The sequence below is a fragment of the Mesorhizobium sp. KR1-2 genome (assembly GCF_040045035.1).
Lineage (GTDB): Bacteria > Pseudomonadota > Alphaproteobacteria > Rhizobiales > Rhizobiaceae > Pseudaminobacter.
Window position 1 is genome coordinate 184712 of the sequence record NZ_JBDZDS010000004.1, and the last position, 23050, is coordinate 207761.

Genomic DNA, 23050 nt, shown 5'->3' on the forward strand with positions numbered 1-23050 from the left:
AGCGGCATTTAATATTCATCAATTTCGACATGAAAATGTCACGAGCCGTGATAGACACGGTGTGACATTCTGAAACGGTGCCACATGAAAAAAGTCCGCAAGGCAGTATTCCCGGTCGCGGGTCTCGGTACGCGCTTCCTTCCGGCCACCAAATCGATTCCCAAGGAGATGCTGACGGTCGTCGATCGCCCGGTCATCCAGTATGTCGTCGACGAGGCGCGCGAGGCCGGTATCGAACACTTCATCTTCGTGACCGGCCGCAACAAGGCCGTCATCGAAGACCATTTCGACGTGCAGTTCGAACTCTACGACACGTTGTCGCAGCGCGGGAAGGAAGACCAGCTTTCCCGCCTCCAGCGCCTGCAACCTTCGCCCGGCCAGACCAGCTTCACGCGCCAGCAGGTGCCCCTCGGCCTCGGCCACGCCGTCTGGTGCGCGCGTGATCTGGTCGGCGACGAGCCCTTTGCGCTGCTCCTGCCCGACATGATCATGCAGCTCGACCACAGTTGCCTGAAGGAGATGGTCAAGCTCTACGAGCAGACCGGTCAGAACGTCGTTGCTGTCCAGGAATGCGATCCGGCCGAGACCCACAAATACGGCATCGTCGGTCGCGGTCGCGAGGTGCATTCGGGCTTCGAGATCACCGGTATGGTGGAGAAGCCGAAGCCGGGCACGGCGCCGTCCAACCTCTACATCAACGGCCGCTACATCTTGCAGCCGGAGATCTTCAAGATACTCGAGGGGCAGGAGAGGGGCGCCGGCAACGAGATCCAGCTTACCGACGCCATGCTGAAGCTGGGCAAGCAGCAGCCCTTCTATGGCTACCAGTATCAGGGCCTCACCTTCGACTGCGGCTCACCCGAGGGCTTCATCGAGGCCAATGTCGCCTTCTCGTTGTGGCGGCCCGACATGCACGAGAACGTTGCCTGCATGCTGGAACGCATGTTGAAGGAACTTCGGCCGATGGAACGCCGCAAGATGCCGCGATGAACCGATGAAGGGCCGAATTTCCGGCCCTTTTTCTTGGCCAGTGCCCCTGATGAGATAGACGATCGTCGCAGCGAGCCTTTGGCGCCTTCAGCGCTGGAGCGTGAGGCCGACGAACACGCTGTTGGCGTCGTAGTCGCGGTCGGGCAGGTTGCTCTTCTGGCTTTCATGGCGCAGGCGGCCGGTCAGGCCGGTATAGCGGTTCAGCCACCAGGTCGCACCGGCCTCGGCGCTGAAGAGCACGTCGTGCCCGCCCGCGTTGGAATAGTTGCGATAGCCGACGCCGAGTGCCGCGTTTGCGGTGAGGTTGGCACGAACCAGGCGCTCAGCCGACAGGGTGGCGGCATACAGGACAGAGCCGCTTTCGCCCACCGTCGTGGTGTCTTCGATCGTGGTGGTTCCCGCGAGGTTGACGACAGTGCCGCGTTCCGGCGACCAGGCGAATGCCGCGGCAATGCTGGGCGTGGACACCGGCGAGAGACGGCTGTCGTCGAAGCTTTCGCGCAGCCAGCCGGCGGAGAACTCACCCGACAGCTTCTCGCCCAGGTCGATCGCCACGCCGGCGCGGCTGCCGAACAGATTGGAGGATCGCTCATAGCCGCTTTGGTCGACCTTGTTCGTGTAGAAGCGCCGCCCGACCTCCACTTCGACGAATGGCGTCAGCGCCGGGGAAATCTCGTAGCCGCCGCGCAAGGCCAGCGCGGCAAGCGTCGAGTCGCGGTCCTTCTGCGAAAGCGTGTCGCCGGTAGACAGGTCCGCGTCGTTGAACATGTCGCGCTCGACCCTGCCGGCTATGCCGAAGCGGGCCTTGCCGACGCCCTTTTCAACGCCGAGGCTGCCTGTCACCGTCTGCTGGATCGGCTGGTAGGCGGTCCCATTGACAACGACCGCCGACGATGCCGTTTCGGGGCCGCGCAGATAGCCGATCGCTCCGTGACCGGAGAAGTCGTTGCCGAGGTCGACATCCAGCCGGCCGTCGATGCCGATCTGGCTGTCCTTCACCACCTCTCCCGACAGGGTGCGCCGCAGGTTGCCATACATGTTGATGGCTGCGGAGTTGCTTCTCCAGTCCGATACCGCGTTGAAGCGCACCGCCGTCTCCGACAGCACCGCGCTCGAGCCGCCATGGCTGAGGCTGGCGTTGCTCGTGGCGGTCAGGCCTTGCTCGAGCGACGAGCGCAGCACGAAGGAGCCGATGCGGATTCCGACCGGCTCGAACGGGTGGTCCTCGTCTGTCCGCCGCAGCCCGTCTATCGCCCGCACGCGCTGGGCGCGCTGGTCGATCTCCGGGTTCTCCTGCGTGTCGACAGTTGCCGCGCGCAGCGCCGGGCCGTTGACGTCTTCATCATCCACCTCGGTCGTCAGATCCGCTCTCGGCGGCTGCGGGAGGTTCTCCGCAGCCGCACGCTGGGCCTGAAGCCGTTGCCGGGCCGTCAGGGGACGGTATGTGCCGGCCGGTAGCGCCTCATCGGCGAAGGGATCGTCCGCATTGGCCGGCAGGGAAAACAGATCGGCGTCCGCCGCGTCCGGGATGGCGCCGGTGCTCATCGGATCGTATTGCGCGGATGTATCCTGGCTAGCCTGGTCTTGCGACTGGCCGTTGCCGTTCAGCAATGTGCGGTTCACATCCGCTTCCGAAACGGCGCCGCGCAAGCCCACGGTCTGAGCTCCGGCTTGAAAGGCGCAAAGCACGGCCCCCGCGCTTGCCGCGCAGAGCGCGGCGCGCAGCGCCCATGGACCTGGGCGTCGTATCTGTTCAGGGCCGGCCCGAGACATTATCACCTGGCAATATTTCGCGGCGCGGTCGCGCCAGACTTACCGAACCGTAAACGCGCCTGGTTAACGGAGGGTTGAGGCAGGTTGTGGCCGAAGCCCAGGTGCCTGTATCGATAATGTTGGACAGCCGCCCGCCGACACGCTAATCGCATCGTTCATGCACGCAGGATCCTTGAAGAAACGGCCGGACAGGCAGGCCTCCATCGCCTCGGCGATGCGAACAGTGGGCACCGAGCGCGTCGGCCTCGACGCGCTGACCGAAGCGCTGGACAATGGGCTTGCGGAGCCCTTTGCAGATGCGGTGGACATTCTGGCCGGCATCGGCGGCCGCGTGATCGTCACCGGCGTCGGCAAGAGCGGCCATATCGGCTCCAAGATCGCCGCCACGCTAGCCTCGACGGGCACGCCCGCTTTTTTCGTCCACCCCTCGGAAGCCAACCACGGCGACCTCGGCATGATCGCCCGTGACGACGCGATCGTCGCCATGTCGTGGTCGGGCGAAACAGCCGAGCTCAAGGGCATTGTCGCCTATGCGCGCCGCTTCGCCATCCCGCTGATCGCGGTGACTTCAGGCGAGACCTCGGCGCTGGCCCGCGAGGCGAATGTGGTGCTGAAGCTACCCAAGGCGCAGGAAGCCTGCCCGCACGGGCTGGCGCCCACCACTTCGACGCTGCTGCAACTGGTGATCGGCGATGCGCTGGCCGTCGCGTTGCTCGAGGCGCGCGGCTTCACGGCCGACCATTTCCGCACCTTCCATCCGGGCGGCCAGCTCGGCGCCAATCTCACTCACGTCGCCGACATCATGCATCGCGGCGACAAGATCCCGCTCGTGCCACTCGGCACCCGCATGCCGGAAGCGATCACCGAATTGTCGCGCAAGCGTTTCGGCTGCGTCTGCGTTGTAGACGACGAAGGCCGGCTTGCCGGCATCGTTACCGACGGCGATCTTGCGCGTAACCTGGGCCGCAACCTCGGCGAACTGGCGGTCGAAGACATCATGACGCGGCAGCCCAAGACCATCGGGCCGCGGATGCTGGCGAGCGCGGCGATCGGTGTGCTCAACGACCACAACATCAGTGCGCTGATCGTGGCCGAGGACGACCGCCCGATCGGCGTCGTCCATTTCCACGACCTTTTGCGCATCGGCGTCGCCTGAGAGGCGAACGCGTAGCGTTGGATTGGTGCGTTCCGTCGCGCTGATGCAGCCGAGAATATCGCCGATGGTGTTGCAAACGGCGTCAGCAGTGCGCGCGAGGTTCCGCGTTGCAATCCACTCACCCTGCGATAGACTGGTTGCAATATGCAATTGGTAGTGCGTCTGTGTGAGAGGACCGATGGCCAAGATCGTCTATTCTATGCTGACGTCTCTGGACGGCTACATCGCCGGGCCGGATGGAGGCATTGCCCTGCCGGTGCCTGAAGAAGAGCTGCACCGGCATTTCAACGAGATGATGAGACAGACCTCGACCGCGCTCTGCGGACGCCGGATGTACGAGGTGATGCGCTTCTGGGACAGCCCGGACCGAGAGACCGGCGCGGAGGAGGTCGAGCTGGATTTTGCCCATGCCTGGCGAGCGACTCCGAAGATCGTGTTTTCGACGACGCTTCAGGACGTCGGACCTAATGCCAGGCTGGCGAGCGGCGATGTCGAGGACGTGGTAAGGTCTCTCAAGTCGGAGGCGGATGGCCAGATCAGTGTTGCAGGCGCCGATCTTGCTGCACATCTCGCGCGAGCAGGTCTCATCGACGAGTATTGGCTCTACGTGCACCCTGTCGTGCTGGGCGGCGGCAAGCCGTACTTCCGGTCTGGCCTGTCGCTGACGCTGAAGCCGCTTGGAACGGAAAGCCTTACGCAGGGTGTGACCCTGCTGCGCTACGCACCCGCCGGTTGAGTCTCGACCCGACGTCGTTATTTTATAGTGCTCTAGCTGCTGACGGGGGAAGCTGACGCAGTGCGTTAGCGGCCGGCGCAATTTCCCGCAGGGTAGGGGAAACGGGACACATGGTCATACGCTAAACCTCCCCGAAGCCGGGGAGGCGAAAGCGGACTGCGCGAAGGCGGCCGGCTTAGCCGGTCACCAGCCGGCGCGTCAGCACGAACTGCTGGCCAGCCGAGCTGGTGCAATTCAACTGGTTGGGCGTCACCAGGGCGCAGTTGACGTTGGTCGACGTCTGGCGGATCAGCGACCGCACCGTGATCTCCACCGTGCGGGCATCGGCCATGCGGTAGCTGCCGTCGGCCAGCTTGTTGCCGGTGTCGAGCGCATTGGTCTGGAAGGCGCCGCCCGAGAAACTCGAGACGGCAACGCCGTCGGTGCTCAGCCACTCACCCTCGACGCCCCTCGGGGCAAGGGCGATCGGTCCGCCGACAACGGGTCCCGAACCCACGCATCCGGCCAGGCTGGCCGCTGCCGCCGCAATCGCCGCTACCGAAATCAGTTTGCGCGCAATCGTCATGGTTAAAAAATCCTCTCCTCAGTCCGCATCGAAAAAGCAATCGCGCCATTTTCGGGCGATTGCAAGCTATTGCCAGGATGGTCGTTCGGCGTAGGCGGCCTAACGGACCAGTATGTTACGGAACTGCCACGGGTCCTGCGTGTCGATGTCTTCAGCAAACAGGCCCGGACGACCTTCCAGCGGGGTCCAGTCGGTGTAGAACCCGTTCACGGGTCCCAAATAAGGTGACTGCACCTCCAGGCATCGGCGGTAGTCCATGGCGTCGGTGTCGACGATGCCGGCTTGCGGGTTTTCGAGCGCCCAGACCATGCCGGCCAAAACGGCGGAGGTTACCTGCAGGCCCGTGGCATTCTGGTAGGGGGCGAGCTTGCGCGCCTCTTCCAACGAAAGCTGCGAGCCATACCAATAGGCGTTCTTGGCGTGGCCGTAGAGCAGCACGCCGAGCTCGTCCTTGCCGTCCACCAGTTCGTCCTCGTCGAGCACGTGCTGGACGGGCTGCGCCCTGCCGGCCGCGCCGAACATCTCGTACATGGAAAGCACGGCGTCGTTGCACGGATGGTAGGCGTAGTGGCAGGTCGGTCGGTGGGTAACGTTGCCGTCCTCGTCATGAGCGGTGAAGAAATCGGCGATCGAGATCGACTCGTTGTGCGTGACCAGGAAGCCGTATTGCGCGCCCGGAGTCGGGCACCAGCTGCGCACGCGTGTGTTGGCGCCGGGCTGCTCCAGATAGATGCCCGCCCCGCAGCCGGTCTGGTGCCCCCTGGCGTTTTCGGGCAGCCATTTCTCATGCGTGCCCCAGCCGAGCTCGGCAGGCTGCAGTCCCTCCGAAATGAAACCTTCCACCGACCAGGTGTTCCAGAAGACGTTGAGCGGCTTCGGGTTCTTGGTGAGCTGCGTGTCGCGCTCGGCGATGTGAATTCCCGTCACGCCAGCCTTTTCCATCAGCCTGGCCCAACCCTCGCGGTCGCCGGCCGCCGGTTCGGTGAATTCGAGGCCGAGATCCTTGGCCAGGTTCACCAGCGCCCGCTTGACGAACCACGACACCATGCCCGGGTTGGCGCCGCAGCAGGAAATGGCGGTGGTGCCGCCCGGCTGGTCACGGATTTCCTGGCGGATGGTTTCGCGCAGCGCATAGTTGGTGCGCGAGGCGTTGTCGGCGGTGGTGTCGAAATAGAAGCCGAGCCAGGGCTCCACGACTGTGTCGATGTAGAGCACGCCGAGCTCGCGGCACAGCCGCATCAGCTCCAGCGAAGAGGTGTCGACCGAGAGGTTGACGCAAAAGCCCTGGCCGCCGCCCTTGGTGAGCAGCGGCGTCAGCAGCTCGCGGTAGTTTTCCTTGGTCACCGCCTCCTGGAGGAAGGTGATGCCGCGCTCGTCGAGAATGTGGCGGTTGTCGTCGCGTGGGTCGATGACGGTCATGCGCGACTTGTCGAACTTGAAATGGCGCTCGATGAGAGGAAGTGTCCCCCGGCCGATCGAACCAAAGCCAATCATTACCACCGGGCCGCTGATCTCACCGTAAACGGGCCATTTTTCATTCGCCATTCTTTATCCACTCCTGAGGGGTCACGCAGCCTCGGGTCTCTGCCTGCGCAGGCCGCCAGATTGCCAGATCACAGAATGGCGTCACAATAAAGAGGAAATCGGCGGTCGCCTCAGGCCTCCGCCGCCATTTTTTCGAGCACCGCAACCAGCCGGTCACGGTCGGCGGTAAGCCCCTTGTAGTCGAGCTGGGCCTCGTCGAGCACGGCGAGCTGGTCCGCGAAGGACGATGCCAGGCTCGCCCTTTCAGGATGCCTGGCCAGAACCGCGAGCGGGTCGAGATAGATGCGGATCGTGAACAGGATGTCGCGCGAGCCTGGAAGCTTGCGCAGCGTCTGCCGTTCGATGCGGATGAAGGCCTGCGCGGCAATCTCGTCAGTGCTGAATTTCGACGGGCGGTTGGTGGCGCGGTCGATGCGTTGCTGCTGCGAGAAGGGCATGTAGAGGTCATTGCCGGCCTGCAGCGACCAGTTGAACCGCTGCACGGGCTGCTCGACGGTGAGGTTGTCGAAGATGCGCTGGATGATGTCGGCCGTGCGCGTGCCGCGACCGAAGGTCGGCACCGGCTCGTGGATGTCCTGCAGGTCAAGGCCGAATTTTTCGCCGAGCGACCAGGAAGAGGGGAAGCATAGCGACCCGGCGGCAAGACGCCAGCCGTCGTCACCCCGGCGCATCAGGATCAGGTCTTCCGGCACCAGCATCGAGGCGGCGCGTAGCGGCTGCTCGGCCGCCTCGCCGATGTCGACGCGGCGGCCATCCATCACCACGATCTCATGGCCGTCTCGCCGGTAGGTCTCGGGATGGTGCTGGAGCAGGTAAGACACCAGCATGTCCAGCACCTCGCGCTGGGCTGCGCGCGTGTCGGCTTCCTCGACGAAGACCTTGTCTGCAAGCGAGGCGTAGAGCCGGTCCTTTTCCGCCAGATAGGACGGCAGGTCGCTGTCAACCTCGATCCAGTCCGTCGGGTCCAGCGTCTTCAGCGCGATGGTGAAGGGCTTCGTCGAGCCGTCATAAGGCGTATGTATGGGCATTTCGTTCAAGGCTGCTTCGTCCCCCTTTTGGTTTTGCGGCGAGATAAGCAGCCTCTGGAGGCCGGTGCAAGCCGGGGACGACTAGGCCAGCCGCGCGGAAATCAGTCCGCGCAGCGAGTTGCCGACATAGAGCGCGCGAGCACTCCTCAAGTCGTCGACGGTCAGCGGCGCTTCCACGGCCTTGCCCGTGTCCAGCAGTTCGCCGCGCAGCACGCCGGCAAGCAGACCGTCGCCGAGCGGCGGGGTCCTGAGCGGGCCGTTGCCCAAGTCGGCGAAGACGGTGGTGATGGTTCCCTCGCAGACATTGCCGGCCCGATTCAGCAGGATGACTTCGTCGGCCGCCTCGCGCGAAAATTCCGCCCGTGCCGCGTCGTAGGCCGCACGTAGCGTCGTCTTGTGGCGCAGCAGCGGGTCGGCGGCATCGAGCCGGGTCGCGGCAATCGCCAAGGTCCAGACCGCGTCGGCGGGCAGGGGCGCGAATGGCTGGATGGTCACGTTCGGCTGTCCGCCGGCGTCCAGCGTCAGCCTGACGCGAAGCGGCGCGTCGCCGCCCACGCTACGGGTCAGGGCCTGCACCACGGCGGGTCTTTCGAAGGCGAAGCCAAGCTCGCCTGCTGACGCTTCCAGCCGGGCAAGATGGCGCTCGAAACGCAAGAAGCCCCTTTCGGGCTCCCAGCGCAGCGTCTCGATCAGCTCGAAGCCGGCGGGGCTCCCGTCGCGAAGCGGGCCTTCAGCAGACATTCGTCATATTCCTCCCGTGCCGTGGAATCGAACACCACGCCGCCGCCGACATTGTAAATCGCCTCGCCCTCGGGGAAGAGCGAAATGGTGCGGATGGCAACCGAGAAGCGCATCGTGCCGCCGGGTGCGATCCAGCCGATGGCGCCGCAATAGGCGTCGCGCGGCGTGCCTTCCAGTTCGCGCAGGATCTCCATGGCCCGGATTTTTGGCGCGCCGGTGATCGAACCGCAGGGGAACAGGGCCGCGAAGATGCGCGAGATGGGCAGGTCGGGCAGCAGCTTCGCCCGCACGTGGCTCACCATCTGGTGCACGGTCGGGTAGCTCTCGATGCGGAACAGTTCCGGCACGTCGAGCGAACCTACGTCGCTGACCAGCGAGATGTCGTTGCGCAGCAGGTCGACGATCATGCGATTTTCTGCCTGGTTCTTCGGATCGTTGCGCAGGAAATCGCGCTGCGCGTCGTCCTCGGCCTGGGTCTTGCCGCGCGGGGCGGTGCCCTTCATCGGATGCGTCTCGATCCAACCTTGCTCATCCACCTGGAAGAACAGTTCTGGCGAGCGCGACAGCACGATCGGTCCGTTGTCCAGCGAAACCAGCGCGCCGTATTTCACCGGCTGGCGCTCGGTCAGGGCATCGAAGGCGGCGAGCGGGTCGCCCGACCACTGCGCATGGATCGGGAAGGTCAGGTTGCCCTGGTAGCAGTCGCCCTGGCGCAGGTGCTGGTGCAGGCGGGCAAACCGGCTTTCATAGTCGGCGAAGGACCAGGTGGCCCTTGCGTCGAAGATCGGGCCGTTAGTGGCCGACTTGCGGAACGAGGGCAGGGAGGTGTCGGAAGGGCCGTCGAAGACGCCAAGGCAGATCAGCGGTGCGCGGCGCCCCTTCGGCAGGATCGGCCGCAGCTTGGGCTCGAGCAGATAGCCGGCCTCGTAGGAAAAATAGCCAGCGAGCCATTTTCCCGCGTCATGCGCGGCCTGAATTGCATCCAGCGCCGGAAAGAAATTCTCCGGCGTATCGGCGATGATGATCTCGCGCGGGCGATCGAACAGGAGTTCGTGGCCGGCGGGATCGTCCCGGAAGAGAACGAACGGTGAGGCTGGCATTCTTCTAACCTGCAAGGACGGGTCGGGCCCGCCTCAATCCAGCGTTTCCAGCTCGTCGATCAGCTTGCTGATGACGGCAAGGCCGATCTGCCAGAAGGCCGGATCGGACGCGTCGAGGCCGAAGGGTTTCAACAGCTCGGAGTGGTGCTTGGTGCCGCCCGCGCGCAGCATGTCGAAATACTTCTCCTGAAACCCGCGCTCGGCGTTCTGATAGACCGCGTAGAGCGAGTTCACCAGGCAGTCGCCGAAGGCATAGGCATAGACGTAGAACGGCGAGTGGATGAAGTGCGGAATGTAGGTCCAGAAGGTCTCGTAGCCGTCGCGCAGCTTGATCGCCGGCCCGAGGCTGTCGGCCTGCACCTCCAGCCAGAACTGGCCGATCCGGTCGGCAGTCAGCTCGCCGTTGCGGCGCTCGGTATGCACCTTGCGCTCGAATTCGTAGAAGGCGATCTGGCGCACGACCGTATTGATCATGTCCTCGACCTTCTGGGCGAGCATCGCCTTGCGCTCGCGCTTGTCGGTCGTCTGGTCCAGCAGGGAGCGGAAGGTGAGCATCTCGCCGAACACCGAAGCCGTCTCGGCGAGCGTCAGCGGGGTGGCGGCCATCAGCGCGCCCTGGCCGGCGGCCAGCACCTGGTGCACGCCGTGGCCGAGCTCGTGCGCCAGCGTCATCACGTCGCGCGGTTTGCCCAGGTAGTTGAGCAGCACATAGGGATGCGCCGACGGCACCGTCGGATGCGCGAAGGCGCCCGGCGCCTTGCCGGGCCGCACCGGCGCATCGATCCAGCGGCGATCGAAGAAAGTGCGGGCGATGTCGGCCATCTGGGGCGAGAAGCGGCCATAGGCCGACAGCACTGTATCCTTCGCCTGGTCCCATCCGATCGTCGCCTGCGGTGTTTCGGGCAGCGGCGCGTTGCGGTCCCAGTGGTTCATCGTCTCCATGCCGAGCCAGCGCGCTTTCATCGCATAGTAGCGGTGCGACAGGCGCGGATAGGCTTCGCGAACGGCGGATGCCAGCGCATCTACGACGCTGCGCTCGACGCGGTTGGCGAGGTGGCGGGAATCGGCGATGTCCTGGAAGCCACGCCAGCGGTCGGAAATCTCCTTGTCCTTGGCCAGCGTGTTTGTGATCAGCGTGAAGGTGCGCAGATTTTCCTTGAAGGTCTTGGCCAGCGCCTCGGCCGCGCTGCGCCGCACCTCGCCGTCGGCATCCTGAAGCCGGTTGAGGGTGGGCTCCAGCGACAGCTCCTCGCCGTCGATGTCGAAGCGCAGGTCGGTCATCGTCTCGTCGAAAAGGCGGTTCCAGGCACCGCGCCCGGTGATCGACTTCTCGTGGAACAGCTGCTCGATGCGGTCCTCGAGCTGGTAGGGCTTGTCCTTGCGCAGGTCGAGGACCCAGGGCCGGTAGTGACCGAAGGCCGGGTCGGCATCGAGCGCGGCAAGCAGGTCTGCGTCCTCGATCAGGTTCAGCTCCAGCGCGAAGAACAGCAGATGCGCGCTCGCATCCGTCATCTTCTCTTGCACGTCGCCATAGAGCTTGGCGCGCTGCGGGTCGGAGGTGTCGCCGGCATAGACGAGCCCGGCATAGGAGGCGATGCGGCCGATCAGCTCCTCGATCGCCTCATAGCTGCGCAATGCCTCGCCCAGCTTGCCCTGGCTGCCCTTCTGCGCTTCGGCCGCCAGCGTGCCCTTCCAGCGCGTCTCGAAGGCGACCGCGTCCTCGGCGACCTTGGCGAGGTCGCGCTTCAGCTCCGGTGCATCCATGCCGGTATAGAGATCGTTCAGGTCCCATTCCGGCAAGTTGCCAAGATCGGCCACGCCATGGCTGGAGCTCAGAGGAGCGGCGTTCCGCTCCGGAACTATGCGCATTCGCATTCCCTTCCGACGTCAAGACAAGAATAAAGGCCGGGAAAGTCTAAGACTTCATTCACCGGCTTTTTTGAAACCTTATTTAGAACCCTGTGCCAGGATGATCCATACGGCAACCATGCTCTCTATAGCGATTCCCTGAATATTTCATGCCAGCCTGCATACTCATAGTCGATGACGATCCGGTGCAGCGCCGCCTGCTGGAGGCGGCCGTCACGAAATTCGGCTATCGGGCGATCGTGGCCGAGGACGGCGCAGCCGGCCTGAAGGCGCTCGACGGGGCCGATGGAGGCAGCATTGCCGCCATGATCCTCGATCTTTCGATGCCGGGGATGGACGGGATCGGCGTGCTGAAGACGATGCGCGAGCGCGGCATCGAACTGCCCGTCATCGTCCAGACCGCGCAAGGCGGCATCGAGACCGTGGTTTCGGCCATGCGCAACGGCGCTTTCGACTTCGTGGTCAAGCCGGCCTCGCCCGAGCGGCTGAGGACGGCGATCGCCAATGCGCTGAAGATCGGCGCGCTGGGCGGCGAGGCCCGGCGTCCGGCGCGAAGCGGCGGCGTGCTCACCTTCAAGGACCTGGTGACCAGCAGCCCGGCGATGGAGCGGGTGATCCGCCTCGGCCAGAAGGCCGCGGCCTCCAACATCCCGATCCTGATCGAGGGGGAGTCCGGTGTCGGCAAGGAGCTTGTCGCGCGCGCGATCCAGGGGTCCAGCGGACGCCGCTCGAAGCCGTTCGTCACTGTGAACTGCGGCGCGATCCCGGACAATCTGGTCGAGAGCATCCTGTTCGGCCACGAGAAGGGCTCGTTCACCGGTGCGACCGAAAGGCACACCGGCAAGTTCGTCGAGGCACATACGGGCACGCTGTTCCTGGACGAGATCGGCGACCTGCCGCTCGACGTGCAGGTGAAGCTGCTTCGCGCCGTGCAGGAAGGCGAGGTCGATCCGGTCGGCGGGCGCTCGACGGTCAAGGTCGACATCCGGCTGATCTCGGCCACGCATCGCAACCTGCTGCAGCAGGTCAAGGACGGCAAGTTCCGCGAAGACCTGTTCTATCGCCTGAACGTCTATCCGATCTTCGTGCCGCCCCTGCGCGAGCGCCGCGACGACATTCCGCAGCTCGTTCGGCATTTCATGGCCAATGTGGCGCCCTCGCAGCCGCGTGGTCGCATCATGGACATTTCCGCCCGGGCGCTTTCGATGCTCCAGGCCTATGACTGGCCGGGCAACATCCGCCAGCTCGAGAATGCCGTCTTCCGCGCCTCGGTGCTGTGCGAGGGCGACGTGCTGACCGAGGAGGAATTTCCGCAGATCAGGGCGCAGGTGGAAGGTGCGGTCGTGCTTAGCGAACGCTCCGTCGATCCCGCGCCGCGAGACGAACCGGCTCGGCCGATTCCGGCCGAGGAGGGGCTGCAGGCCGCGCTGACCGCGCAGGCACCGATAACCGGCGTCGGGCTCCTGAGGGCGCTGGATGATCGCGGCAATGTGCGTTCACTGGCCGAGGTCGAACTGGAAATGATCCGGCTTGCCATCGATCACTACAATGGCCGGATGAGCGAAGTGGCGCGCCGCTTGGGAATCGGGCGCTCGACGCTTTATCGGAAGCTCAAGGAATACGGCATCGACCCGGTCACCGGGCGGGCTGAACAACCGGCCTGAGAGGGCGGTCCAGCCCGTGCAAGGCTTTGCCGCGTAAACCATCTGTTTACCAAGAAACTGCTGTAAGGTTTTTTGCCTGGAAAATGCCATGGTCTTACCGCATTTCCCCTTCAATAAGTTCTGATTAACCATTAGAGTTGATATTCGGGCGTCACATTTTTAACGTCCGGGATTCAAATCCGGGGACAAACGGCACTCCATAGGGCCTTTTGATTTGATTACCATCGAGCGACCCAAAAACAGGCGCGATCTCGAGCCATCCGGCTGGCGTAAAATGCTGGGTGCTACGCTGATCGCCTTAGGTTCTCTGACCATGGCGGCTGCGGCGGCCAACTCCGAGACGAGGAGCCTGAAGGTCTATTTCGTCCATACCGGAGAGAAGGCGGAGATCACCTTCAAGCGTAACGGCCGGTATGATTCCGAGGGCCTGACCCAGCTCAGTCGGATTCTGCGTGACTGGCGCCGCAACGAGCCGACCAAGATGGACCCTCGGCTTTTCGACCTGATCTGGGAAGCCTATCAGGCCTCCGGCTCGCGCGAATATCTCCACGTCGTTTCGGGTTATCGCTCGCCGGCCACCAACAGCATGCTGCGCAGCCGCAGCAAGGGCGTCGCCGAGAAGAGCCAGCACATGCTCGGCAAGGCGATGGATTTCTATCTCCCCGACGTGCCGCTGAAGAAGATGCGCGAGATCGGCCTCAAGATGCAGGCCGGCGGCGTTGGCTATTATCCGACGTCCGGCTCGCCCTTCGTGCATTTCGACGTCGGCAATGTGCGCCATTGGCCGCGCATGAGCCGCCAGGAGCTTGTTGCGCTGTTCCCGAACGGCAATACCTTGCACGTGCCGAGCGACGGCAGGCCGTTGCCGGGCTTCGACCAGGCTTTGGCCGCCTATGAGACTCGCAAGGGCAGCGGCGAGCTCGCCGTCGCCATGGCGGGTAGCAAGAACAGCACTCCCAAGCGTTCCCGTGGTCTTCTGGCTGCCCTTTTCGGCGCCGGCGGTGGCGCCGACGACGAGGAGGATAGCGCGCCGGCCGCGCCGGTCGTGGCATCGGCAGCTCCGGCTCCAGCGCCGAAGGCCAGCGTCAAGCCGGCCCCTGCCGTGACCGCGTCCGCCGCCGCGGGCGGCATCCAGATCCTGTCGCCGGATGAGGCGCAGCGCGCCGAGATCCCGACCTTCAACGAGGCCGCGCCGCAGCCGTCGCAGGCGCCGGAAACCATCGTCGCCGCACTGCCCGACCGCGGCGTGCCGCTGCCGGCGCTCGCGCCGCGGCCGCAGGGCGAGGTGGGCGGGGCCCTGGCGCTTGCCGCAGCCCAGCCGACGCCGGTCAATATTCCTTTCGGCATGGCGCAGGACCCGCTGCCGGCGACGCCGGCTGCTTCTGCCGAGGTTCAGGAGGTTGCGTTCAACGTTCCGTTGCCGACGCACCGCCCGGACTATACGCCGCCTGCGCAGCAGGATGCTCTGCTTCTGGCCATGGCCGAGCCTGACCAGGGCCCGATCCTTGCCGACACGGTCCTTACGCTGCCCAGCAGTCGGCCGACGATGGCGCAAGGCGAGATGGTGGTCGCCGCGCTGCCGGAGGCCCGCCCGGTGTTGCCTGAGCCGGCGAAGCCGGATCAGATCGCCAACGCCGCTGCCGTCGAGGCGGAGATCAAGGCCAACGACGCCCGCATGGCGGCGCTGACCAGCACGACTGCTCCGGCCGAAGCAATGGTCCAGCGTGCCGCGGAGGCCGATGCTGCAGCCGCGGTGAGCGCCGGCGCCAAGACCACGCCGAAGGCTGCCCGCGCCAATAGCCAGGATGCCAAGCCGGATCGCAAGCCGGTGACGGTCGCGGCCGTGCCGCAGGCGGCGAACTGGGTGCTGCACGGCGACTATGTCGCGCAGGCTTCGGAAGGAACGACGGCGCCGTCCTTTGCCTACAACATCGTGCGTACGGCGCCGCGCGAGGTCTACACCGTCGGGTTCCAGAAGGGGAGCCAGGTGGCGGACGCAAGCCGCTTCACCGGCAAGGCGGTGCAGTTCCTTTCGGTCGCCCGCTTCCAGACCAACTGACGGAACTCGCATTCAAACAAACAAAAAGCGCCGGCACGTCCGGCGCTTTTTGGTTTCGTAGGCGATTGAGGCGACGGAGCCGCCTCATCGGGACGATATGATCCCGGATTGTCGCTCAGCCTTTGCGCAGCCCGGCAGCTTCACGCGCCAGCGCTTCGATCGAAGCCCAGTCGCCGGCCTTGACCATGCTGTCCGGCGCCACCCACGAGCCGCCGACGCAGACGACATTGGGAAGGGCGAGATAGCTCGGCGCATTGGCAGCCGTCACCCCACCCGTCGGGCAGAAGCGGATTTCGGCCAGCGGCGAGGCCAGGGCCTTGAGGAAGGACGCCCCGCCCGCCTGCTCGGCCGGGAAGAATTTCAGGAAATCGAGCCCGGCGTCGCGCGCCATCATGATCTCGCCCGGCGTGATTGCGCCCGGCAGCAGCGGAACCGGGCTGCCGTCGGCGGCTGCCAGCAGTTCGCGGGTCACGCCGGGGCTGACGATGAATTGCGAGCCCGCCTCGGCCGCCTGCTCGAACTGGCGCGGGTCGAGAATGGTGCCGGCGCCGACGATGGCTTCCTCGACCTCGCCGATGACGCGGCGGATCGCCTCCAGGGCGGTCGGTGTCCGCAGCGTGATCTCGATCGCGCGCAATCCTCCTTGCGCCAGCGCGCGGGCCAAAGGCACGGCGGTGGCCAGGTCATCGATCTTCAGCACCGGGATGACCGGCTGGCCGTCGAGGAGGGAAAGGAGCTTTTCGGTCTTGCTGGACATCGGATTCTCTAGGCTGCGATAGGATTTCAACCGATTTAACAGAAGCGGTCCCGCAAGTCACGAAGGCTTCTGCGTCACGATCGTGCAAACAGGCGTTTCAACCCGCTCCACAAACCGGCAAGGGCGGCTTGCGGTTCCGGCGGTTGGCCCGGAAGCGCGACCGATGGAGTGGGCTGCGCGCGCCGCTCTGAGCGGCGTCTGCAGGACGCGTAGCCGATGGGACGGCCACCATTGGCGAAACAGTGTCGCGATAGCGCTGGTATGCCGAGGCGATCTTGGTGTGATAGCCGTTCTGCCGATAGTTCGGGCCGTTGTAGCCGCGGGCGAAGGCGGCCCAGTCGCGCTCGCGCAGCGAGGGGGAGAGGCCGGCCTTGTCGATATAGCGCGCCATCAGGCGCACCTGGCCGCCGACGCCGCTGCGCGCCTCGGCGACGAGGGCGTCGACGTGGGCATAGCCGAGCCATGCCCAATGCGCGCCCATGACCTGGCCCAGGCCCCACGAGACCGATTCATAGGCGGCCTTGCGGTCGATTGCGGCGGCGCGCTCGAGCAGACGCCAGCGCGCCTCCTGAGTGCGAGGATTGGCGACGACCCCCGCGGCCGGCGCGGACAGGCCGAGTGCGCGCGCCTTGGCCTGGTTCGTCGCGGAAAGGCGCTGGTCGAAATAGTGCCCCTCGAAGCGGATCAGCGGTTCGTCGCGGCCGTCGACGCGGGCATATGCCTGGCCGGCGCTCTCCACTTCCGCGACCGCCAGCAAGGCTTCGGTTTCGATGCCGAGCGTTCGCGCGACAGCTGCGATCTCGCTGATGATTTCCCGGGTGAACATGGCGCGCTCTCCTTGCCTGATCGGGCAATTGTGACCGTGCCTCCCTGGTGTGGGATAAAATTTGCCGGGGTGCACGCGGCGCTTGTCTCGTACCCTCCTGCCAACCTACTGATATTAGGCCTCTTTCCGATGTGTCTTGAAACACGCTTCTTCAAGCGCTACTGCCGCCTGCCATGAATTCGTCCACGCTCCCGCAAGATTTCCGCGTCGCCGCACTCTACCGGTTCTGCCGGTTCGAGGCGTTCGAGGAATTGCGCGCGCCGCTGGCGGCCTTCTGCTGCGCACGCGGCATCAAGGGCACGCTGCTGCTCGCGCGCGAAGGCATCAATGGAACGGTCGCCGGGAGCGACGAGGCGATCCTCGAACTCGTGGCCTGGCTGGAGGCGATGCCCGAACTCGCCGGGTTGGAGCTGAAGTACAGCCGGGCGGCCGAGATGCCCTTCCACCGCATGAAGGTGCGGCTGAAGCGCGAGATCGTGACCATGGGCGTGGAGGGCATCGACCCGCTGGAAGGGACGGGGGCCTATGTCGCGCCGCAGGACTGGAACGCCCTGATCGCCGACCCGGACACCATCGTCATCGATACCCGCAACGACTACGAGGTTTCGATCGGCACGTTTCGCGGTGCGGTCGACCCCAGGACCAGCAGTTTCCGCGAGTTTCCCGACTGGGTGGAGCAGCACCGTGACGAACTCGAAGGCCGCAAGGTGGCCATGTTCTGCACCGGCGGCATCCGCTGCGAGAAGGCCACGGCCTATGTGAAGTCGCTCGGCATCGACGAGGTGTTCCACCTCAAGGGCGGCATTCTGAAATATCTGGAAGAGGTGCCGGCCGAGCAGAGCCTGTGGGAGGGCGAGTGCTTCGTATTCGACGAGCGCGTGGCCGTCTCGCATGGTCTTGAGCAAGGCAGCGCTGTATTGTGCCGGGCCTGCCGGCATCCGCTCACGCCCGATGAGCGGGCCTCGCCGCATTTCCAGGATGGCGTCTCCTGTCCCCACTGCGTCGAGGCGCGCAGCGACGACGACCGTGCGCGCTACGCCGAGCGTCAACGGCAGGTGGAACTCGCAGCCAGCCGCGGCGTTCGCCATATCGGCAGCTGAGAAGGGCTGTCTACCGGCGGGGAGGGGCGGAAAACATCACCCTCTTGTCATTGCAATGTCGTGACTCGCTGCCTACCTCACCGGCATCCGAAACGCATCCGCAGCGGCGGACCTACATTCCGGAGGCCCTGATGTTCGACCCCAAGAAGCTGCTCGACGATTTGCTCGGCTCCAAGGTGCCCGGGACAGACTCGACTGTCCGCGACACCGCCGATCAGGCGGTGCAACTCGCCAAGGACAATCCGCTGGCTACGGGCGCACTGGCGGCCGTGCTGCTTGGCACGGGTGCGGGCCGCAAGGTCACCGGATCTGCATTGAGGCTCGGCGGTCTCGCCGCTGTCACGGCGCTGGCCTACAAAGCCTTCCAGAACTACCAGGACGGCGAAAAGCCGGCGCCCGCAGGCGCGGCAGAGCCGGAACTGCTGCCGCCGCCCGCCGACACGAGCTTCCATCCCTCCCAGGCCCCGCAGGGCGAGCGCGAGTTTGCGCTGGCGCTGGTTCGCACGATGATCGCCGCCGCCAAGGCTGACGGGCATGTCGACGAGGAAGAACGGCGCAAGATCGCCGAGAAGCTGGCCGGCGTCGGGCTCGACAGCGAGGCCGAAAGCTTCCTGCTCGGCGAGCTTGCCCGTCCGCTCGACATCGACGCGCTGGTGGCGACTGCTCACACCGATGCCCAGAAGATCGAGCTCTATACCGCAGCCCGCCTGACGATCGAGCCCGATACGCGCGCCGAGCGCGGCTTCCTCGACATGCTGGCCGGGCGTCTTGGTCTGCCGGACGCGTTGATCGATCACATCGAAGCCACGGTGGCGGACGCCAAGGCGCCGGCTTCGCGCGAAGCGGAAGAGGCGGGTCTCTGACCGGCCGATTGGCGGTAAGGTTTCGTTAACCGATCTGGCGCATCATTTCCCCATTCGGGGCCGCATTCTTCCTCCCAAGCGCGATCCTGATCTTGTGGGCGGTCGCCAATGCCCGCCCTTTTTTGTCGGCAGTCACCTTCGTCCGGGTTGTCTCCTCTCTTTTCTTCTGCGATGCCGGGGGCCTCTTTTGGGAGGGATCGCGATGGCGCATAAGACGGCAATCGTAACCGGGGCGGGCACCGGCATAGGCAAGGCGGTCGCCACAGCGCTGCTGAAGGCGGGCTGGAACACCGTCTTCGTGGGAAGGCGTAAATCCGTGCTCGACGAGGCGATCGCGCAGGCCGGCCCGACCGAGGCGAGAGCGCTCGCCATTGCCTGCGACATCTCCAAGGCTGACGAGGTCGACGCTCTCTTCGCCGGCGTGGCGGACGCATTCGGCCGCGTCGATCTGCTCTTCAACAATGCCGGCATGGGCTACAAGTCGACGCCGATCGATGAGATCCCCGTCGAAGTCTGGAACGAGGTGGTTGGCGTCAACCTCACCGGGTCGTTCCTGTGCGCGCGTGCAGCCTTCGGCGCCATGCGCCGGCAGAACCCCCATGGCGGGCGCATCATCAACAACGGCTCGGTTTCGGCCCATGCGCCGCGGCCGGGTTCCGTGCCCTACACCGCCACCAAGCACGCCATTACCGGGCTTACCAAGACGCTGGCGCTGGATGGCCGGCCCTTCGACATCGCCTGCGGCCAGATCGACATCGGCAATGCGCTGACCGAGATGGCCGTGCCGATGACGCAGGGCGTGCCCCAGGCCAACGGCACCATCGCGCCCGAGGCGGTGATGGATGTCGAGCGCGTCGCCGAGGCCGTGCTCTACATGGCCTGCCTGCCGCTCGACGCCAATGTTCTGTTCATGACGGTGATGGCGACCAAGATGCCCTATGTCGGCAGGGGATGAGTGATCAGCGATCTCCCAAGAGATATTTTAATCATAAAATTTCATGCTTGAAATGTAGCTTGGGGAGTGCGATCCTCGCCGGAAAAGGGGAGGGCGGTCGTTCCGCCAGGAAGGGACAGGTCGCATGACGCAAGCTGACAATCCCGCGCAGGGCGCCCAGATGGAATTTCGCGGACGCATGTCCTATGGCGACTATCTCCATCTGGAAAAGGTGCTCAATGCGCAGGAGCCGCTCTCCACGGCGCATGACGAACTCTTGTTCATCATTCAGCACCAGACTTCCGAACTGTGGATGAAGCTCGCCATCCACGAAATCCGCTCGGCAATCGCGGCGATCCGGGAGGACCGGCTGCAGCCGGCCTTCAAGATGCTGACCCGCGTGGCGCGCATTTTCGAGCAGCTGAACAGCGCCTGGGACGTGCTGCGCACCATGACGCCGAGCGAATACACGCAGTTTCGCAGCTCGCTCGGCCAGTCGTCCGGCTTCCAGTCCTACCAGTACCGCGCGATCGAGTTTCTGGCCGGCAACCGCAATGCGGGAATGCTGAAGCCGCATGCGCACAAGGACGAGGTCGTCGCGGCGCTGGAGGACATATTGTCGGCCCCGAGCCTCTATGACGAGGCGCTGCGGCTGCTGGCGCGCCAGGGTTTTGACATCGGCGCCGACGCAACCCGCTCCGACTGGCGCGACACGCGCGGAGAAAGCGAGGAGGTGCTTGCGGCCTGGCGCGAGGTCTACCGCGACCCCGAGCGCTACTGGATGCTCTACGAACTGGCCGAAAAGCTGGTCGACTTCGAGGACTACTTCCGGCGCTGGCGCTTCAACCACGTCACCACGGTCGAGCGTATCATCGGCCTGAAGCGCGGTACGGGTGGCACGTCCGGCGTGTCCTATCTGCGAAAGATGTTGGAGGTTGAACTGTTTCCGGAACTCTGGAAAGTTCGCACCGAGCTTTAGTGAAGCCGGTCCGACCCCGGAGGAGGGGCCGGCGGCTGCTACATACTAGGGAAGAGGGAGAGGAACACATGAGGAAAATTCTTGTCGCCAGCCTGCTGGCGCTGTCTCTGGGCGCGTCGGCAACGGCACATGCCGACCCGCTGAAGATCGGCATGATCACCACGCTTTCCGGCGGTGGCGCCGGTCTCGGCGTCGACGTGCGCGACGGCTTCATGCTGGCGCTGAAGCAGTCGGGTGCCAAGGACATCGAGGTCGTCACCGAGGACGACGCGCAGAAGCCCGAGCTTGCCGTTCAGATCGCCGACAAGATGATCCAGAGCGACAAGGTCGACCTGCTCACCGGCATCATCTGGTCGAACCTGGCCATGGCGGTGGTGCCCAATGCGGTGGCCCAGGGCAAGTTCTATCTCTCGCCCAACGCCGGCCCGTCGGCGCTGGCGGGCGCGAAGTGCGACAAGAACTACTTCAACGTCGCCTACCAGAACGACAACCTGCACGAGGCGATGGGTAACTACGCCAACACCGCCGGCTACAAGAAGATGTTCATCCTGGCGCCGAACTACCCGGCGGGCACGGACTCGCTCACCGGCTTCAAGCGCTACTACAAGGGTGAGCTGGCCGGCGAGGTCTACACCAAGGTCGGCCAGACCGACTACGCGGCCGAGATCGCCCAGATCCGCGATTCCGGCGCGGATGCGGTGTTCTTCTTCCTGCCGGGCGGCATGGGCATCGCCTTCATGAAGCAGTACTCGCAGTCGGGCGTCGAGACGCCGGTGATGGGACCGGGCTTCTCCTTCGACCAGGACGTGCTCGGCGCGATCGGCGATGCCGCGCTCGGCGTGAAGAACTCGTCCGAGTGGTCCAAGGACCTCGACAACGCAGCCAACAAGAAGTTCGTCGAAGGCTTCCAGGCCGAGTATGGCCGCCTGCCGTCGCTCTATGCGGCGCAGGGCTACGACACGGCCAGCCTGATCCTCTCGGCGGCCGCCAAGGCCAACGTGAAGGACGCCGACGCCTTCCGCGCGGCGCTGAAGGAAGCGAGCTTCGATTCCGTGCGTGGCAAGTTCCGGTTCAACACCAACAACCATCCGATCCAGGACATCTATGTCCGCGAGGTCATCAAGGAAGGCGACGTGCTGACCAATAAGATCGTGGCCACCAGCTTCACCGACCACGAGGACGCCTACGCCAAGGACTGCAAGATGTGAGAAGGCTGGTTTACTCGCAGGCATGAACGGTCCGGCCTGCGAAGTCATCCGGCCCCCTCTCTGTCTCGGCTTCGCCTCGACACCTCTCCACCGCTTCGCAGGGGCGAGGAACCGCGGCGGCGGCTTGGCTCCCTTTCTGTCCCCCCCATGAAATGGGGGAGAGGTGTCGAGAGTAGCGAGACGGAGAGGGGGCTTTTAAACACGCACACGTAACCTGACGGAACCCGATTCTTGTCCACCCCGCTCCTTATCGAGCAACTTCTGAACGGATTGCAGTTCGGCGTGATGCTGTTCCTGATGGCGGCCGGGCTGACGCTGATCTTCGGCGTCATGGGTCTCATCAATCTGGCGCATGGCTCGCTCTATATGGTCGGCGCCTTCGCTTGTGCTGCGGTCGCGGCGGCGACCGGCTCATTCTGGCTCGGCCTTGCCGCCAGCCTGGCGGCGGCAGCCGCCGCCGGTGCGCTGGTGGAACTGGTCGTCGTTCGCCGGCTCTACGACCGCGACCATCTCGACCAGGTGCTCGCCACCTTCGCGCTGATCCTGATCTTTTCGGAAGGCACGCGCTGGCTGTTCGGTTCATTCCCGCTCTATCTCGACATTCCGGCGACGCTGTCGGGCGCGATCCAGCTTCCCGGCGGCGGGCGCTATCCGCTCTACCGGCTGGCGATCATCGGTGTCGGCATCCTAGTGGCGACCGGGCTTTACCTTCTCATTTCCAAGACCCGGCTTGGTATGCGCATCCGGGCAGGCGAATCCGACCGCGAGATGATCGCTGCACTCGGCGTCGACATCCGCACGCTCTACACCGTCGTCTTTGCACTGGGCGCGGCCCTTGCCGGGCTCGCCGGCGCGCTGGTGGGCGCGCTGCAATCGGTGCAGGTCGGCATGGGCGAGCCGGTGCTCATCCTCGCCTTCGTCGTCATCGTCATCGGCGGCATCGGCTCGATCAAGGGCGCCCTGGTCGGCGCGATACTGGTTGGGCTGGTCGACACGCTCGGCCGTTTCCTGCTGCCAAAACTGTTTTCCGCCTTCATGGGGCCCGCGCAGGGCACGACCATGGGCGCAGCGATCGCCTCCATGCTGATCTATGTCGTCATGGCGCTCATCCTCGCCTTCCGGCCTCGCGGCCTGTTTGCCGCCAATGCGTGACGGGG

At 64.9% G+C, this 23050-nt stretch carries 20 protein-coding genes; 11 read left to right on the forward strand and 9 right to left on the reverse strand.

Annotated features, from left to right (window positions below; genetic code table 11):
- Positions 1 to 84: 84 nt before the first annotated feature.
- Positions 85 to 990: a UTP--glucose-1-phosphate uridylyltransferase GalU gene (gene galU, locus ABLE85_RS10475; RefSeq protein WP_348792662.1), complete on the forward strand. Its 906-nt coding sequence runs from the start codon at positions 85 to 87 to the stop codon at positions 988 to 990.
- 87 nt (positions 991 to 1077) lie between these two features.
- Here the strand turns inward: galU and ABLE85_RS10480 are convergent, their stop codons facing one another.
- The gene (locus tag ABLE85_RS10480) at positions 1078 to 2613 is read right to left on the reverse strand and encodes an outer membrane beta-barrel protein (RefSeq protein WP_348792663.1); all 1536 of its coding nucleotides are present in this window, start codon (positions 2611 to 2613) and stop codon (positions 1078 to 1080) included.
- Positions 2614 to 2920: 307 nt separating this feature from the next.
- On the opposite strand from ABLE85_RS10480, the gene ABLE85_RS10485 reads away from it, so the two are divergent.
- Together ABLE85_RS10485 and ABLE85_RS10490 are read left to right on the forward strand one after the other, a co-directional pair.
- Complete coding sequence (locus ABLE85_RS10485; protein ID WP_348792664.1) at positions 2921 to 3919, forward strand: KpsF/GutQ family sugar-phosphate isomerase; 999 nt, start codon at positions 2921 to 2923, stop codon at positions 3917 to 3919.
- A gap of 178 nt (positions 3920 to 4097) precedes the next feature.
- Complete coding sequence (locus ABLE85_RS10490) at positions 4098 to 4655, forward strand: dihydrofolate reductase family protein (RefSeq protein WP_348792665.1); 558 nt, start codon at positions 4098 to 4100, stop codon at positions 4653 to 4655.
- A gap of 175 nt (positions 4656 to 4830) precedes the next feature.
- Here the strand turns inward: ABLE85_RS10490 and ABLE85_RS10495 are convergent, their stop codons facing one another.
- The 6 genes from ABLE85_RS10495 to ABLE85_RS10520 all read right to left on the reverse strand — a co-directional run bounded on the left by ABLE85_RS10495 (position 4831) and on the right by ABLE85_RS10520 (position 11503).
- The gene (locus ABLE85_RS10495) at positions 4831 to 5220 is read right to left on the reverse strand and encodes a hypothetical protein (protein ID WP_348792666.1); all 390 of its coding nucleotides are present in this window, start codon (positions 5218 to 5220) and stop codon (positions 4831 to 4833) included.
- Between the two features lie 99 nt (positions 5221 to 5319).
- A complete protein-coding gene (locus ABLE85_RS10500) occupies positions 5320 to 6765 on the reverse strand; it encodes a homospermidine synthase (protein ID WP_348792667.1) in 1446 nt (481 codons plus the stop codon).
- A 110-nt stretch (positions 6766 to 6875) separates the two neighbouring features.
- The gene (locus ABLE85_RS10505; protein ID WP_348792898.1) at positions 6876 to 7793 is read right to left on the reverse strand and encodes a DUF3445 domain-containing protein; all 918 of its coding nucleotides are present in this window, start codon (positions 7791 to 7793) and stop codon (positions 6876 to 6878) included.
- 81 nt (positions 7794 to 7874) lie between these two features.
- A complete protein-coding gene (locus ABLE85_RS10510; protein WP_348792668.1) occupies positions 7875 to 8534 on the reverse strand; it encodes an aminotransferase class IV family protein in 660 nt (219 codons plus the stop codon).
- On the reverse strand, positions 8483 to 9634 hold the full coding sequence (locus ABLE85_RS10515) for an aminodeoxychorismate synthase component I (RefSeq protein ID WP_348792669.1): 1152 nt from the start codon (positions 9632 to 9634) through the stop codon (positions 8483 to 8485). Before ABLE85_RS10515 ends, ABLE85_RS10510 begins: the two co-directional genes overlap by 52 nt.
- Before the next feature lie 33 nt (positions 9635 to 9667).
- Positions 9668 to 11503: a M3 family oligoendopeptidase gene (locus ABLE85_RS10520; protein WP_348792670.1), complete on the reverse strand. Its 1836-nt coding sequence runs from the start codon at positions 11501 to 11503 to the stop codon at positions 9668 to 9670.
- Positions 11504 to 11652: 149 nt separating this feature from the next.
- Between ABLE85_RS10520 and ABLE85_RS10525 the strand changes: the two genes are divergently transcribed.
- Together ABLE85_RS10525 and ABLE85_RS10530 are read left to right on the forward strand one after the other, a co-directional pair.
- Complete coding sequence (locus tag ABLE85_RS10525) at positions 11653 to 13167, forward strand: sigma-54 dependent transcriptional regulator (RefSeq protein WP_348792671.1); 1515 nt, start codon at positions 11653 to 11655, stop codon at positions 13165 to 13167.
- A 274-nt stretch (positions 13168 to 13441) separates the two neighbouring features.
- Positions 13442 to 15226, forward strand: a complete 1785-nt coding sequence (locus tag ABLE85_RS10530) for a DUF882 domain-containing protein (RefSeq protein WP_348792672.1) — start codon at positions 13442 to 13444, stop codon at positions 15224 to 15226.
- 115 nt (positions 15227 to 15341) lie between these two features.
- On the opposite strand, the gene ABLE85_RS10535 is transcribed toward ABLE85_RS10530, so the two are convergent.
- Positions 15342 to 15983: a 2-dehydro-3-deoxy-phosphogluconate aldolase gene (locus tag ABLE85_RS10535; RefSeq protein ID WP_348792673.1), complete on the reverse strand. Its 642-nt coding sequence runs from the start codon at positions 15981 to 15983 to the stop codon at positions 15342 to 15344.
- Between the two features lie 97 nt (positions 15984 to 16080).
- Entirely contained in the window at positions 16081 to 16809 is a 729-nt protein-coding gene (locus ABLE85_RS10540; protein ID WP_348792674.1) for an N-acetylmuramidase family protein, read from the reverse strand.
- Between the two features lie 173 nt (positions 16810 to 16982).
- Here ABLE85_RS10540 and ABLE85_RS10545 point away from each other — a divergent pair, with 173 nt between their 5' ends.
- From ABLE85_RS10545 to ABLE85_RS10570, 6 genes are all read left to right on the forward strand, one after another.
- Complete coding sequence (locus ABLE85_RS10545) at positions 16983 to 17909, forward strand: rhodanese-related sulfurtransferase (RefSeq protein ID WP_348792675.1); 927 nt, start codon at positions 16983 to 16985, stop codon at positions 17907 to 17909.
- A gap of 131 nt (positions 17910 to 18040) precedes the next feature.
- Positions 18041 to 18772 (forward strand): tellurite resistance TerB family protein, encoded by a 732-nt coding sequence (locus tag ABLE85_RS10550; RefSeq protein ID WP_348792676.1) that lies wholly within the window; start codon positions 18041 to 18043, stop codon positions 18770 to 18772.
- Positions 18773 to 18974: 202 nt separating this feature from the next.
- Positions 18975 to 19727, forward strand: a complete 753-nt coding sequence (locus tag ABLE85_RS10555; protein WP_348792677.1) for an SDR family oxidoreductase — start codon at positions 18975 to 18977, stop codon at positions 19725 to 19727.
- Between the two features lie 124 nt (positions 19728 to 19851).
- Complete coding sequence (gene kynA, locus ABLE85_RS10560; protein WP_348792678.1) at positions 19852 to 20685, forward strand: tryptophan 2,3-dioxygenase; 834 nt, start codon at positions 19852 to 19854, stop codon at positions 20683 to 20685.
- 68 nt (positions 20686 to 20753) lie between these two features.
- On the forward strand, positions 20754 to 21893 hold the full coding sequence (locus ABLE85_RS10565; protein ID WP_348792679.1) for an ABC transporter substrate-binding protein: 1140 nt from the start codon (positions 20754 to 20756) through the stop codon (positions 21891 to 21893).
- Between the two features lie 231 nt (positions 21894 to 22124).
- Positions 22125 to 23045: a branched-chain amino acid ABC transporter permease gene (locus tag ABLE85_RS10570; RefSeq protein ID WP_348792680.1), complete on the forward strand. Its 921-nt coding sequence runs from the start codon at positions 22125 to 22127 to the stop codon at positions 23043 to 23045.
- Positions 23046 to 23050 lie beyond the last annotated feature (5 nt).

Coding starts and splice junctions, on each gene's coding strand:
- galU (WP_348792662.1), top strand. CDS start 85: ATGAAAAAAGTCCGCAAGGCAGTATTCCCGGTCGCGGGTCTCGGTACG.
- ABLE85_RS10485 (WP_348792664.1), top strand. CDS start 2,921: ATGCACGCAGGATCCTTGAAGAAACGGCCGGACAGGCAGGCCTCCATC.
- ABLE85_RS10490 (WP_348792665.1), top strand. CDS start 4,098: ATGGCCAAGATCGTCTATTCTATGCTGACGTCTCTGGACGGCTACATC.
- ABLE85_RS10495 (WP_348792666.1), bottom strand. CDS start 5,220: ATGACGATTGCGCGCAAACTGATTTCGGTAGCGGCGATTGCGGCGGCA.
- ABLE85_RS10500 (WP_348792667.1), bottom strand. CDS start 6,765: ATGGCGAATGAAAAATGGCCCGTTTACGGTGAGATCAGCGGCCCGGTG.
- ABLE85_RS10505 (WP_348792898.1), bottom strand. CDS start 7,793: ATGCCCATACATACGCCTTATGACGGCTCGACGAAGCCCTTCACCATC.
- ABLE85_RS10510 (WP_348792668.1), bottom strand. CDS start 8,534: ATGTCTGCTGAAGGCCCGCTTCGCGACGGGAGCCCCGCCGGCTTCGAG.
- ABLE85_RS10515 (WP_348792669.1), bottom strand. CDS start 9,634: ATGCCAGCCTCACCGTTCGTTCTCTTCCGGGACGATCCCGCCGGCCAC.
- ABLE85_RS10520 (WP_348792670.1), bottom strand. CDS start 11,503: ATGCGCATAGTTCCGGAGCGGAACGCCGCTCCTCTGAGCTCCAGCCAT.
- ABLE85_RS10525 (WP_348792671.1), top strand. CDS start 11,653: ATGCCAGCCTGCATACTCATAGTCGATGACGATCCGGTGCAGCGCCGC.
- ABLE85_RS10530 (WP_348792672.1), top strand. CDS start 13,442: ATGCTGGGTGCTACGCTGATCGCCTTAGGTTCTCTGACCATGGCGGCT.
- ABLE85_RS10535 (WP_348792673.1), bottom strand. CDS start 15,983: ATGTCCAGCAAGACCGAAAAGCTCCTTTCCCTCCTCGACGGCCAGCCG.
- ABLE85_RS10540 (WP_348792674.1), bottom strand. CDS start 16,809: ATGTTCACCCGGGAAATCATCAGCGAGATCGCAGCTGTCGCGCGAACG.
- ABLE85_RS10545 (WP_348792675.1), top strand. CDS start 16,983: ATGAATTCGTCCACGCTCCCGCAAGATTTCCGCGTCGCCGCACTCTAC.
- ABLE85_RS10550 (WP_348792676.1), top strand. CDS start 18,041: ATGTTCGACCCCAAGAAGCTGCTCGACGATTTGCTCGGCTCCAAGGTG.
- ABLE85_RS10555 (WP_348792677.1), top strand. CDS start 18,975: ATGGCGCATAAGACGGCAATCGTAACCGGGGCGGGCACCGGCATAGGC.
- kynA (WP_348792678.1), top strand. CDS start 19,852: ATGACGCAAGCTGACAATCCCGCGCAGGGCGCCCAGATGGAATTTCGC.
- ABLE85_RS10565 (WP_348792679.1), top strand. CDS start 20,754: ATGAGGAAAATTCTTGTCGCCAGCCTGCTGGCGCTGTCTCTGGGCGCG.